The organism is Streptomyces sp. NPDC107581, assembly GCF_055657175.1.
In genome coordinates this window covers 18633-32146 of sequence record NZ_JBVKBH010000027.1, presented here as the reverse complement: position 1 = coordinate 32146, position 13514 = coordinate 18633, and the positions used below count along the sequence as shown (strand labels likewise).

Here is a 13514-nt window from a genome sequence, read left to right as displayed (position 1 = left end):
CGGCGGCGGTGTGGTCCGCCGCGACGTCGTGATGCGCCAGCGCATGCGCCGCGCTTCCGAAGAACAGGGACGACTTGGACAGCCGTGGGTCGAGAGCGGCCGGTCCCCCGCCGGTGCCGGACTCGACGCGGAGGGAGCGGAGTTCGGCGACCTGCGCGGGCGACAGGCCGAGTCTTCGCGCCACCTCGCCGGTGTCGCCGTCGAGTTCGGCACGGAAGGCCGGGTCGAGGGCCAGGCGGGTCAGGGCAGCACGATATGCGTCGTCGTTCATGGTTCGGTCTCCGTCGGTCTGCGGGCATGGATGCCGATCGCGGCGGAGCCGAGGATCCCCCCTGGTCGGCGACAACTGCCATTTCCGGCCATCCCCGCCGATACCTGCTGGAGACGTTATAAGGCCTTGGCATGGTCAACGCAAGAGCGGCGAGCAGGGCGGTTCACGGACGCCGGGCACCCGGCCGCGCCACGCACCCACCGATCAGTCAGAGCCACCGGCCCACCGCCCCATCCGCATGCCCACTACGGCCTTCCGTCGGCATCGGTGCACGGACGCGGTGGCCGTCGGGGCCGTGCGGGGCAGCAGCCGCGAGGTGGTACGGCCGCTGCGCAAGTCCGGACTGCGGCGGCGCGAGGGCAGGAAGTCTGCCTGGTCCGCCGGCCGTTGCCCCGCGGATCAGTGCCCGGCGGGTACGGGACTGTGCGTGGTGCAGGTCCGGCTCTTTCCGTCCGGCTGCGTTCCGCACGCCCATGCGGTCTGGCCGGGTCCCAGTTCGGCCATCGGGGAGTACACGTCATTGCCCCAGTGCACCGGTGTGGCCTCAGTCGTGCCGACGGAATTGTCCACGTCGACGACCGCCTTGGGCTTGGCGTAGGTGATCCGCCCCCATGCGGCGCCGCATTCGCTGCTGTACCGGAGCTCGATCACCATGTCCTGGTTGCGGATCAGGGCGAGCGTCTGTCCGTCCCGTACGCACCCCATGGTCATCGGGTCCTTGCCCGTGCAGCCCGCGCGGGTACAGCCGACCGGCTCGCTGCGTGCGGCGGCGGGGGACGCGGAGGCACGACGCCCCGCGGTGTGCGAGCCGTCCTCCGCGTTGTCCGAGGAGTACCGGACGATCGCGACGCCGGCCGCCGCCACCGCGACACAGGCCGCGGCCACCACCGCGACCAGGCGGCCGCGTCCCAGGCGCCGGGCGAAGCCCGCGCCGTCGGCGGACGCACCGCCGTCACCGGACGCACGGCCGTCACCCGACGGACCGCCGTCACCGGCAGTGTCCGCCGGTTCGGGCACAGCCTGCTCGGTCACGGCGGGGTCGGGCATGTCCTGGTCGGCCGGGGCGGGTTCGGACATGTCCCGCGCGGCCACGGCGGGTTCGGGCGCGGCCGACCGCGGCCGGTCGGGTCCGGGCGCGGCAGGTTCCTGGTCCGGCCCGCCCGGCGCGACGGCCGTGGGATCTGCGTCCTCCGGGGCTGCCTGCTCCCCGTCAGACACCGGAAGCGGCTGTTCGGCCGGCTCGGCGCCGGGGATCCGGAGCAGTTCGGCCTGCTCCCACAGGTCGAGGAGCGGTGCGGCGTCCGTCCGCGCGACGCGGGCGAAGCTCTCCACGGCGCCGCGGGGCGGGAACTGCTTGCCGTTGGTCCAGCGTTCCCAGGACGACTTCGAGTAGTGGGTGAGCGCGCTGATCCGGGCGTAGCTGAGCCCCGACCTTTTTTTCAGCGCAAGCAGTTCCGCGTGCAGCCTGGCATCGGGGCCAGGCTCAGGTCTGACTGCGGGGAGATCTCTGTCGCTCACTGTGAGCCCGTTCGCTGATGGAACACCGGCCCGAGCCGAAGGCACAGCGACACACCGGCGCGCCGCCGGTCCCCGTAATTGACTGCCCCCCGCCTCAGGCCCGGTGCCCCGGTCCTGAAAGTCGAACGGAAGCATACAGTCGCCACAGCGGGCCGCCATGACGGCACACGCCGCGGCGATGGTGTTGACCGCGCCACCCGCACGGCCCGTACGGCGCTGCTACTCGAAGTAGACGTGGGCGATCAGGCTGTGCCAGGTGTACCGCCCCACGACACCGTCGGCGCCGCCCGGCACCGTGTACCGGAGCTGATAGTTCACGACCGCGCTGTAGGTCTTGGGTCCGAAGACGCCGTCGACGAAGCCCGGTCGGTCGGCGTCCGCGACCGCTCCCACCTCGACCAGCTCTTCCTGCAGCTCCTGCACGCACACTCCGGTCGAGCCCCGGGCGAGCACCACCGTGGGGATGTCCCAGCCCAGGTAGTGCTCCGAACCGTACTGGTTCTTGCACGTCTGGAGCGTGCCGGCCCAGCCGGCCTGGGCCGGGCTCGCGCCCCCGGCAGCCAGTGCCGCCGCAGCGGCGAGCACCGTGACGGCCGCGCCGGCGCGACGTCCTGCCGCAGTCCTGCTTCTTCCGGTCATCGGCGCTCAGTCCTTCGTCAGGGAGACGAGCAGCTGCCAGGTCTGCGGGCCGACGATGCCGTCCGCCTGAAGATGGTGGGCCTGCTGGAACCGGCGCACGTACGCATCGGTCTTGGGGCCGAACCGGCCGTCGACGAATCCGGGGCCGTCGTCGGGGTCGAGCCCGATGGTGGAGCCGAGGTCGAACTGGATCTCCTGCACGCACACTCCCCTCGAACCCTGGGAGAAGTTCGCGGCCGGGATGGCCCAGACGCCGTTCGGAGAGGTGCGCGTGCCGACGGAGTGCAGGCAGGAGTCGAGGTAGTCGCCGGCATGGGCGGCGGGCGCCGAGAGCAGCAGCGAGCCGGCCGCGGACAGCGCGAGCGAGACGGTGGACAGGACCCTGAGGGGCCGGATGGCGGTCATGATGAAGGGAGTTCCTCTTCCGTGAGTGAGTAGGGGGACCGGGCCGTCCCGTCGGGGCGGCCCGGGGCGGAGCGGGGGTCAGCAGTGCCAGTCCGCCTTGGTGTCCCAGTCGCTCCAGATGTCCAGCTGCCGCCATGTCTTCGGGCCGACGATGCCGTCCTTGTCGAGGCCGAAGCAGCCCTGGAACTTGATGACCACGCTGCGGGTCTGCTTGCCGAAGATCCCGTCCTCGGCGAGGTTCGCGCCCTTCACGCTGCGGTTCAGCGCGCACTGGACGGCCTTGACGGCGTCGCCGTCGCTGCCGTAGTTCACCTGGGGCTCGTCGAGGGTGTAGCTGCCGCAGTAGTTGCCCCGGGAGAGGGCGGAGGCGCTGGTCGCGGTGCCGACGCCGACGCCGAGTCCGGAGAGCAGCAGCAGGCTGGTGGTGGCGGCGGCGAGCTTCACACGCATGGTTGTTTCCTTAGATGGGTGGATCGATGGGGTGGGCGGCGCCGGCCCGGTCCCCGGTGCCGCACGTACCGGCACCGGGGACCGGGGAACCGGGAGACCTGGAGACCGGCAGACCGCGAGACCGGCTGGAGAATCAGGCCCCGGCGGGAGAGACGATGGCGTAGGCGCCGCGCGCGGCCGGGTTGAAGTGGTGGCGGATCACCTGGTCGTTCGAGTTGCCCTCGATGGTGTCGACGGTGCCGTCCGCGTTGGCCTTCTCGATGATGCCGACGTGCACGCTGGTGTTGGTGTTCTGCGGACCGCTGCCGAAGACGATGGCGTCACCGGGCTGGGGGTTGCTCAGACCGCTGTGCAGCGTGCCGTGGTCGCGTCCGTAGTAGTAGAAGTCCCCGCTGAACGCGGTGTGGAAGTCGACACCGGCCTGCCGCCAGGTCCAGCTGGCGAACAGGGCGCACCAGGCCTCGCAGGGGCCGTAGGGGTTGCAGTTGTCGCCCCACTCGTGCACGCCGATCTGCGAACGCGCGGCCTGGACGATCTTGTCACGGGCGCTGCCGGACAGCGGGGGCACGCTGGGCGTGCCGCCGCTCTCGCCGCCGGAGCTGCCGCCGCCGGTCTCGCGGGCGACGCCCATGGACGCCATGGTCTGCGGGCCGGCGATGCCGTCGGCGTCCAGGCCGTGCGCGCTCTGGTAGCTCTTCACCGCGCTGAGGGTGGCGGAGCCGTAGTCACCGTCGGCCGGGGTGCCCGCCTTGCCCTGGACCTCCTTGACCTTCGCGGTGAGCGCGGAGTTGGTCTGCGGGCCGGCGATGCCGTCGACCTCCAGGCCGTTGTCGCTCTGGAAGGACACCACCGCGTCCTTGGTGGCCGGACCGTAGACGCCGTCCACGCCACCGGCGCCCAGGTAGCCGAGGCCGACCAGGTTGCGCTGCAGCAGCTTGGTGTCGCTGCTGGTGCCGGTGCCGCTGGAGGTGACGCGGTCGATGTTCATCGCGCCCATGGTCTGCGGGCCGGCGATGCCGTCGACGTCCAGGCCGTGCGCGCTCTGGTAGCTCTTCACCGCGCTGAGGGTGCCGGAGCCGTAGTCACCGTCGGCCGCCGTACCCGCCTTGCTCTGGACCTGCTTCACCTTCGCGGTGAGCGCGTTCATGGTGGCCGGGCCGGCGTCACCGTCCACGGCCAGGCCGTTGTCGCGCTGGAAGTGGCGCACCGAGTCGGTGGTCTGGGGGCCGTTGACGCCGTCGACACCACTGAGCGGGGCGTAACTGAGGCCGGCGAGGTCCCGCTGGAGCAGGCGCACGTCGGCCGCGTGGGCCTGGGACACCGCCGGGCCGAAGAACAGGCCGACCAGTATCACGGCGAGGGCGAGTGTCACCGAGGTGACACGGGTGCCGACCGCACGCGTGGGCATGCGGAGGGTCGTTGTGGACACGTGGATTCTCTCCCAGTCGTCCCGGGGCATGCCCAGGGGGGATGGATGGAGTGGCGTGGGGGGGGAGCCGGCCGGCGACGACCATCCTTGATCACGGCGCCACCGTCCCTCCACCGCCGGCGGCAGAATGGGACGCCGTGGGACGTCCCACGCCGCTGACCTGCGGCTCAGCGATCACGTGGGACGGGCGCCGACGGCGACATGAGGTCGGACCGGCTGCCTCTGCTGATGAAAGGGAAGCCAACGTAGTCGCAGGTCAGCCCAAGTTTGCGGCCACTCGGAACGGCCATCGGTGCGCCCCGAGCGTCAAACGGGCGTCATGACGAGCCAGGTGAGCGCTTCTGCTGAGCGATACCAGCGAGGTCCTCCAACAGCACATCGGCCACCAGCTCTTCGGCGACGGCGGCGCCATGCTCTGCCATGGCCTCGGCCAGCTCGGGGTCCCACGGTGCTTCGGTGCTGCGCCCAGGATGCGGCCCCCGTGCGTTACGGACGACAGCGGCACGGTAGTCCGCTGCCGTCATGCGCCACGGGTCCGCCGATGTCTTGTCCAGGACGTACGCGGCGATGCGGATGCCCTCGCCGTCGAAGTCGCCGTGATACCGGAGTGCTGCGCCGCGACCTGCGAGTACCCGCAGGAGCTGGATCGCGGCGCTGTTGGGCCAGCCGGACGTGCAGACAAGCGGCGGGCAGGAGGGACCGAAGCGACGCAGGGCCAGTGCCAGGATGCTGGGGTTCTCCACGACGTGGACTACGGGTACGGGAGGGGTGGGCAGGGTGAACTCGCCGGGGTTCCGGACGTGAGCGAGGGGCAGGCTGGCGGCCTGTCCGGCATCTGTGCACGCTGCGGCCACCCTGGCGAGCAGCCCCTCGCCGGCCGGGCGCAGTCCGCCGACAAGGACGGTGGCGGACAGCTCGTCGTCGGCCACACCCGCGCGGCTCCACAGGGCGCGGCGTTCCGCCGCGGACTGCGGCGGGACGGTGTCGTACAGGGTCGCCAGGGCGCGCAGCACGAGTGCGGACAGGGGGGTGCCGTCGTCGAGTGCGTGCGTGTGACCGTTCAGGACCCGGGCGGCGAAGACGGGCAGGGGCTCTGCCTGGCCGGGCAGTTCGGCAAGCACGGTGAGCGCGTCCGTGAGCAGCGTACGGGTGCGTTCCGCCGAGCCACCGGCCAAGCCGGCCGCTCGACAGGAGGCGGCCCAGTCGGAGAGCACCGGCTGGGCCCTCACCGTCTCGTGCCCGGCCAGCCAGGTCCACAGCTCGGCGCGTTCGTCCTCCCGGCGGCGCCGCTCGCCGGCTCTGTCACCGAGAGGTCCGACAAGTTCGGTGACGACTTTTCGTAGCGTGCGGCCGGAGAGTTCGGTGACAGCCTCTTCCAGCCGGGCCAGGGGGACGGAGGGACGTGAGTCCGGCAGCCGGTCCAGACCGAGCAGGTCGGCGAGCGCCTCGCGCTGGATGTCGTCGAGCGGTCCGAGGCGCACCCGTGTGACCGGGCGGCCGGAGGAGAGGCGGTCGTGGACCGTGTGCCAGAGCGGCCGGAGTTCGGGGCGACTCAGGGTGTACTCACCCGAGGCCGGTTCGGGGCCGCCGGTCATCCCGCCTCCAGGTCGGTGCCGTTCCAGATGAATCGGGCGCTGGTGACCGCGTCGTCGCCCCCGTCGGTGAGGAGTTGGTGGACGGCGATGCCGGGCAGCTCCTCGTAGGTGCACCATTCGTGGTCGGAGGTGACCACGAGGTCCAGGTCGAGCGCGGTGAGAAGGGCGAAGACCTGGCCGCGGTTGACGGTGTCGACACCTACAAAGACCTCGTCCAGCAGGATCGGCCGAGGAGCCAGCGGCACGGCCTCGTAGTGGGCGGCGACGGCGGCGAACAGCGGCAGGTGGAGGGCGATGGCCTTCTCGCCGCCGGAGAGCGCGCCGTGCAGCTTCTTCGTCAGGGGCTGCCATCCGGTGCCGTTCGCCCGGTCGAGGCGGACCGTGAAACGGTGCCAGGCGGTGTAGTCGAGCACCTCGCCGAGCTGTTCCTCCCAGCTCGCGGCCGTGTCACCGCTTTTGGCCTCCTCGATCCGGGTACGGAAGAACGCGTGCAGGGCCTCCCGGTCGGTCTCGGTGACCCGACCGGGGTCCTTGAGCAGCAGCTGGCGGGCGGTACGGGTGCTGTCCGGAAGATCCGGGCGGACGTCCCAGACGAGCTGGACGGCGACCTTGGAGGCGGTACGGACCCGCTCCAGGTGCCCGTTCATCCGGTCGACGAGTTCGCCGGCCTGACGGATGCGGGCCGCGAGATGGCGGCGGATGTCGCCGGTGAGGATCTGGTCGAAGAGGCGCCGCTCGGCGGTGGTGATGTCGTCGCGGCTGCGGTCGCGCTCCGTGGTGAGCGTGGTGAGCAGGCCGGTGGCCCCCACGCGTACGCCGTCCAGGGTCGCGGTGAAGACCTGGATGTCGTCGTCGGGTTCCAGGTCCAGGTCGGCACGGGCGCCGAGCCGTCGGCGGGCCTCGTGGACGGCTTCGGAGAGGCGGGTCGCGGCGTCGCCGAGGTTGCGAGGGGCGTGCGGGATGCCGGGCCACTCGGCCGCTGTGGCACGAGCGGCCTCCAGGGTTGCCTTGGTGCCGTCCCCGGCGTCCGATTCCGGTGGGATGCCGGCGTCCTCGGCGAGCCCTGCCTGGCAAAGGTGCCGGAAGCGGTGCGCCGCGCCGTCGCGGGCCGCGACGGCCTGTTCCCGGAGTTCGGCGTCCTGGGCGCTGGTGGCCCGCAGTCCTCCGATACGGCCCTCCAGGCGCCGGAGGATGTCGGCCGCCCGGACGGCCTCCTCACGGCAGTGCCGCAGTTCGGCGCGGGCCTCGGCGACGCGTGCGACGATCTGCCGGTAGTCCTCGCCGACGGTGGCTTCCACGGCGTCCAGACGCGCCTTCAGCCCCGCCGCCTCCGCTTCGGCGGCGGCCGCAGCCTCGGCCTGTTCGTCGGCGGTCCGGCGCGAGCGCGCCGCCTGCGCGGCCGTCTGGCGAGCCCGGTCGGCGGCGGTGGCCGCCGTGAGGTGGGTGTCGACCCAGGTGTCGGCGGTGTCCCGGAACCGTTCGACGTGGGCGGAGAGTTCACGCAGCCGGTCGCGGTCGGTCGGCAGTCCGTGTTCGGCGGCCAGGCGGCTGAGTGTGCGCAGTGCGCCCGTCACGTCGTCCTCGCGCCGTGCCAGACGCGTGGCGGCGTCGCGTACGGCGTCGTCCCGGGCGGCCACCTTCTCCTCGGCTCGGTCCTGGTCCCGCCGTCGGGCGTCGAGCGACTGGTGGCCGGGGCGGGCGGCACGGTCGGCGTCGAGACGGGCTCGGCGGGCGTCGAGTCCGCGCAGCCGGTCGTCGAGCGCGGCGAGGGCCGCGTTCGTGTCGCCGATGCTCTCGGTCAGTTCACCGATCCGGCGCTGCCGGGCCCGCTGCCGGGCCAGGGCACCGATATGGGCCGGTTCCGGCTTGCCCCAGGTGCCGGTGGCGAGCGCGAGACGCCACGCGCCGTCGGCGGAGACGGCGGCGGGATGGCCGAAGGGCAGGGTCGCGCCATAGGCGATCCCGCTGAGGATGCATGTCACGGTGTCGGGTGGGACGGGGATGTCCTCCTCGGGGGTCAGGACATCCAGCAGACTGGGTCCCGAGGTGGGCACGGCGAGCGCCGCCTCGGCGCGGGTGTCGTGACCGGGCAGCGAGATCCCGTCGTAGGGGCTGACCCAGGCGTCGAGGAGGCCGGACGCCTCCAGTGCCGCCTCCACCCCGGCCTGGACGGAGAGTGGGACGCCTTCCTTGAAGGCGACGAGCCGCCACAGTGGTGCTCCCGCCGTCGCCGTACGGACGGTGGTCCGGGTGGGCGGGGCCGCGGGCGGGAGGTCGGTCTCGCCGCTGAGCCCCCGAACCTTTTGTTGGAGTCGGCTTCGCTCGTCCTCCAGTCCCTGGCGGGCGGCTCGGGCGGTGGCCTCGGCCGTGCCGATCTCCTGTTCCAGCGGGCGCGCGGCGGCCTCGACCAGAGCCGTCACCTCGACTTCGGCCGCGGCCCGGGTCATGAGCTCCTCGGGATCAGGGATGCGCAGTTCCGCACAACCCTCGGCCCACGCGAGCAGGTCTTCCGCGTGTGCGGCGAGCGCGTCGTCCCAGGCGTCGGAGGCCTCGTCCCGCTGGGCGATCGCCTCCGCGAGCCGGACACGGGCCTCGTCCAGCAGGTCCTCGGCGGCACCGCGGTCGCGCACCGCGCGATCGTGTTCGTCGATCGCCGCGGTGACGAGGCAGACCTGCCGCTGTCGGGCGGTGACTGCGCCGCGCAGCAGCCGGCGGGCCTGCCGCGCCTCAGCCGCGTCAGCCGCGCGAGGAACGCCGGACGTGCCGGGGCGACGGCTGCCCTCCTCGTGTCCCGAGCCGTCGTGGAGAGTCAGAGCTGGATCCGTGTCGAGGACTCCCGCGATCTCGTGCTGGATCGACTCCATACCCGCGGCACGGCCCGCCCGGCGGGCCTCCTCGGCGGCTTCGCGTGCGTGTTCGCCGAGGGTGCGGGCTCGCTGCACGGCCTCCTCGGCGTGCGCCTGGTCCCGGTCCGCTTCGCCCCGAGCGGTCCGGGCCGCGGTGCTCTGCCGCCCGGCGGCGGCTGCCGCGTCCTCCGCGCTGCGCCGCAGCCGGTCGAGTTCCGCTCCCTGTTTGTACGCGTCGCTCTCGCGCAGGCCCTCGGCCGTCTCCTCCAGGGCGTGCGCGCGCAGTTCCTGTTCCGTGTGCCGGGTCTGGACCGACTCTCTCTGGGCCAGGGCCTGTTCGAGTGCCTCGGCACTCTGACGCGCGACCCGGGTGAGGTTGTCCATCTCGGTGGTCGCCGAGATCAGCGCGGCGGATGCGGCGCGCAGAACCCGTCGCGCGTAGGCGCGCTGCCGGGATGCGACCGTCTCGGCCGCCGTCACCTCGTCGTCGAGCCGCTTGAGGTGTTCACGCTGGCGGTCCAGCCGTTCGAAGCCCTCGGCGAGTTCGGCGATCTCCCCCTCGCCCAGCGGGGGCAGGGCACGCGACAGCAAGGTGGAGAGCAGGGACGGGTCGAGCCGTTCGGAGAGTTTGGGCTGGCGCAGCTGAAGCAGGGCGGACAGGAGCGACTCGTAGCGTTGCTCCCCCATGCCGGCGAAGAGTTCGCGTCGGACGGCGGTCCGGTGCTCGGCGGCCGAGGCGTGCACGTCGCCACGGTCACCGAGGGCGTCGGCGAGCGCGGCCCGGGACAGCGGCTGTCCTGCCTCGTTGACGAGGAGGACGCCGTCGGAATGTGCGATCCGGGTGCCGGTGGTGAAGTAGTCGGCGTGGACCGAGCTGGTGTGCACACTCGCCTGCAGGCGCGCCCCGCAGCCGAACCACCGCTCGGTGCCGTCGTCGCCGACGCGGCGGAACTCCATCCACACGTATCCGACGCGGGTCTTGCCCGAGGCGCCTTCGCCCAGCAGGTTCCAGTGCATGGTGCGTTCCGAACCGCCGAAGGTGGACAGTCGGTTGGGGCGAAGGCTCGCGTCGAAGAGGAAGGGCAGCAGCAGTTCCAGTGCCTTGGACTTGCCGGAGCCGTTCTGGCCGCGCAGGAGCAGCCGGCCCTCGTGGAAGGTGAAGGTCTCGTCGTAGTAGCGCCAGACGTTGAGGATGCCCGCGCGGTACGGCTGCCAGCGCCCGGACGCGGCGTCCGTCGGTGCCTCCGGTACGCCTGCCCGCTCGGCGCTCTCCGGTCGCCTCGGGAGGGGAAGCTCCGTCACGCTCACCGCTGTTCTCCTTCTTCCGGGGCACGGCCGGAGGTCCCGGCGGGGCGCACGGCCCACTCCCGCTCCGAGGCGCCCTCCGCATCCTTCGGGTCCGCGCTCGTCGTCCCGGTCAGGCGGTAGCGGTACGCGGCCGGGCAGGCGACGACACGCCCCCCGGCCGCGCGGGCCAGGCCGGTGTCCCGCAGTACCCGCACGGCGTCGTCGGACAGCCGTGCCGCGCCGTCCTCTGACTGGTACGCCCTGGCCCAGCGCGGGAAACGGCGCAGCAGCTCCGCTCCGGCCTCGGCGAGCTGCTCGGGCAGCAGGCCCGCGGGCGCGGCGCAGAGCGGCTCCAGAAGGAGCAGGGCGGCGACCCGGGCCGTGGACGTGTCGTCTGGGAAGCGGACGTCGGTGGCGATCGCGTCCGGGTCCACGAGCAGGAACCCTTCGGCGCGTTCCTCCAGGAGGAAGCCGGCCTGCTCGACCGAGCGACGCAGGATCTGCCGTCCGGTCAGTGAGGTGACGTAGGCCAGCTCGTCGTCGGCGAGGTCCGTGCGGTACAGCACGGGGTCGTCGAAGAGCCGGCGCAGCACCGAGTGGCGCAGCCGCAGGTTGCGCTGGGCGTCCGTGGCGGCGGTCTCGCCGCGCGTCTCGTCCCCCGTGCCGTCGGCGGACGCGCCGCCGTAGCGGCGCTCCCGCGTCAGTCCGGTGAGGAGTTCCCCGAACCGCGCGGGCACCTCGTCGGGTGGCACGGCGAGCCGGGAGGCACCGACGGGCGCGGCGGGCAGCCGCATGAGCAGCGTGGCGTCGACGCGGTAGAGGACCTTGGCCTCCGCGGAGGCGACGTACGCCTCGGTGGTCCCGTCCACCGCGCGCAGGACGTCGTACGACTCCAGGAGCTTCAGTACGTCGACGAACGCCGTCCGCTCCGGCCGGTGGACGGGGTCGAACGCGGTGAGCGTCCGATCGGCAGCGGTGGCCTGGACGACCCGGTCGGCGAGCATGCCGATGGTCGTCATCGGCAGCGACAGCAGCTCGGCCGCGGTCACGCACAGCAGCACATAGCGCCTGCGGTCGAAGGGGGCCCGGCCGGAACGCGCTCTGCGGGCCGGGCGGGAGCCGTCCGGGTGCGTGCGGACCTTGGCGAGCCGGGCGTAGCCGCGGCGGGGCTCCACGACCAGGTTCCAGCCGCACGTGTAGTCGAACCACTGGGCCAGAGGCTCGCGTCGGCGCCGCACCAGTTCGAAGCCGGACGGGTCGGCGGCCTCGGTCAGCAGCGGGCGGGCCAGCAGGAGCCGGATGGCCCGTGCCACCTCTTCCCGCTCCGCGACCGCCAGTTGGTTGGCGAGGGTGCTCATCCGACCGCCTCCCCGCGTGCGGCGCGGAGAGCGGGGGCGGCGCTCGCTCCCCCGGCCGCCGTGATGCGGACGACGTAGTCCGGTCCGGCCAGAGTGCCCTTGGCGGTGCGCAGTACGGCGGTGTGCCCGTCGGCAGGAGGGGACAGCACGATCTCCACCCGGCCGTCCCCCGTCACGGCACGGCGCAGGCCGCCCGCGTCCGGCCCGGCGGCGAGAGCGCGGCCCAGCAGGTCCAGCAGCCGGTCGAAGACCGCGGGGTCCAGCGTTCCGAAGGAGGAGAGACGCACGGGGCCGTCCGTCTCCAGCACGCGCCAGGCACGGGCGAGCTCGGCCCGCTCGGTGCGGGCGCGTTCGGCGCGCTCCGCCCGGACAGCCGCGACGTCGCGCACTCTGCCGGTGCGGGTGAAGCGCTCCGTACGTCCGCTGGTCCGCAGCAGCGCCGACACCGCCACCGGCGGGGCGTCGGACCAGGAGTGGGACGACGGGACCAGCTCCGGATCGGGGTGGGCGAGGTGGGCGTGACGCGCCGGGCCGAGGCCGAAGGCCGCCGACCACAGTCGGTGCAGGTCCTCCTCCGCGGGCGCCGCCGCGAACCAGCGTGCCAGCTCCCGGAAGTCCTGTACGGCGCTGGAGGAGCGGCGCCGTGACTCGTTGATCCGTTCCAGGACCTGGAGGAGCGAGACGATGGCGCGCCGCGCGATGTCGTGCAGCTGCTCGATCCGGGGGCGTGCCCCGTCGTCCGGCAGGAACCACGCCCGCAGGCCCGCCCAGCGCGCCCGCCTGCTTTCCAGCCAGCCGGCCGCGGGGTCCTCACCCGCGACCGGCGGCAGCTCGGCCCCGCGCAGCGCTCGCTCGCGCAGCACGGCGGTGCCCCGCTCCTCCACCCGGGTCACGGCGGCGGCGACGGTCTGCCCGCGCCGGTCGAGGTTGACCAGGAACTCCTGGAGGTAGGCGACGGTGGCGGCCTTGACCTCGCGGAACACGTCCAGGTCGGCGCCCTCGGCGCGCAGCAGGCGCTGCAGTTCGCCGTTGAACGCCTTGGTGTTCTCGACCAGCGCGTCCAGGTGCCCTTCCAGTTCCCGGAGCGTGGTGTAGATCCGGCGGTCGGCCGCGGCGGGCTCACCGGCCAGCAGGCACAGCTCGTCGAGCCGGTCGGCGATCGCCTCCAGCACTGCCGTCTGGAGGGCGCCCGTGGAGGCGAGCACCTCCAGCGCGTGCCGTACGCCCGCGAGTGCGGCCTCGCCCCGGCGGGTGAGGGAGTACTGAAGGTTGCGGCGCTCGTACTCCTCGGCGGTGCGGTAGTTCTCCGCGTGATTGTGCACGACGTCCAGAAGCCCCCACTGCACGAGTTTCGCCAGCGCGTCGTGCAGTTCCTCGTCCTCGACGGCCGCCGCCCAGCCCGCCCCGCGCAGTCGCCGCCGTACCGCGTCGAGTCCGAGCGCCGTCTCCAGGTGCTCGCCGGCCATGCCGAAGGCGTCCAGCACCGCCCCGTACAGGTCGGCCCTCTCTCCGGTCGTGAACCGGAACATCTCCGGTGGAACCCTGCGCACGTCTGTCGCCCCTCCCCCACCGCCCCGGCGGCATCCTGATCTCCACCGTAGAGGGCCGCACCGACATCGCGGGCGGTGTCCCGGAAGAGGGGTGTGCGCCCTGGTCTGGGGCGGGATGGGCGGTGACCGGCCTCCCGTCGGCGCGGGCGGTGGTCTAGCGTGACCG

General features: G+C 72.9%; 9 protein-coding genes. All 9 read right to left on the bottom strand.

Annotated elements, in window-relative coordinates:
* Nucleotides 1–670: 670 nt before the first annotated feature.
* Nucleotides 671–1789, bottom strand: coding sequence for a helix-turn-helix domain-containing protein (locus ACZ7P3_RS40415; RefSeq protein WP_472089592.1), 1119 nt, complete (start codon nt 1787–1789; stop codon nt 671–673).
* Nucleotides 1790–2008: 219 nt separating this feature from the next.
* Nucleotides 2009–2428, bottom strand: a complete 420-nt coding sequence (locus tag ACZ7P3_RS40410; protein WP_472089590.1) for a peptidoglycan-binding domain-containing protein — start codon at nt 2426–2428, stop codon at nt 2009–2011.
* Nucleotides 2429–2434: 6 nt separating this feature from the next.
* Entirely contained in the window at nt 2435–2833 is a 399-nt protein-coding gene (locus ACZ7P3_RS40405; RefSeq protein ID WP_472089588.1) for a peptidoglycan-binding domain-containing protein, read from the bottom strand.
* Nucleotides 2834–2911: 78 nt separating this feature from the next.
* Nucleotides 2912–3283: a peptidoglycan-binding domain-containing protein gene (locus tag ACZ7P3_RS40400; RefSeq protein WP_472089586.1), complete on the bottom strand. Its 372-nt coding sequence runs from the start codon at nt 3281–3283 to the stop codon at nt 2912–2914.
* Nucleotides 3284–3416: 133 nt separating this feature from the next.
* Nucleotides 3417–4712, bottom strand: coding sequence for a peptidoglycan-binding protein (locus tag ACZ7P3_RS40395; RefSeq protein WP_472089584.1), 1296 nt, complete (start codon nt 4710–4712; stop codon nt 3417–3419).
* Nucleotides 4713–5029: 317 nt separating this feature from the next.
* On the bottom strand, nt 5030–6307 hold the full coding sequence (locus tag ACZ7P3_RS40390; RefSeq protein ID WP_472089582.1) for a TIGR02679 family protein: 1278 nt from the start codon (nt 6305–6307) through the stop codon (nt 5030–5032).
* Nucleotides 6304–10461, bottom strand: a complete 4158-nt coding sequence (locus tag ACZ7P3_RS40385) for a TIGR02680 family protein (protein WP_472089580.1) — start codon at nt 10459–10461, stop codon at nt 6304–6306. Before ACZ7P3_RS40385 ends, ACZ7P3_RS40390 begins: the two co-directional genes overlap by 4 nt.
* The gene (locus ACZ7P3_RS40380; protein ID WP_472089578.1) at nt 10458–11798 is read right to left on the bottom strand and encodes a TIGR02678 family protein; all 1341 of its coding nucleotides are present in this window, start codon (nt 11796–11798) and stop codon (nt 10458–10460) included. Before ACZ7P3_RS40380 ends, ACZ7P3_RS40385 begins: the two co-directional genes overlap by 4 nt.
* A complete protein-coding gene (locus ACZ7P3_RS40375; RefSeq protein ID WP_472089576.1) occupies nt 11795–13348 on the bottom strand; it encodes a TIGR02677 family protein in 1554 nt (517 codons plus the stop codon). Before ACZ7P3_RS40375 ends, ACZ7P3_RS40380 begins: the two co-directional genes overlap by 4 nt.
* Between the last annotated feature and the right edge of the window lie 166 nt (nt 13349–13514).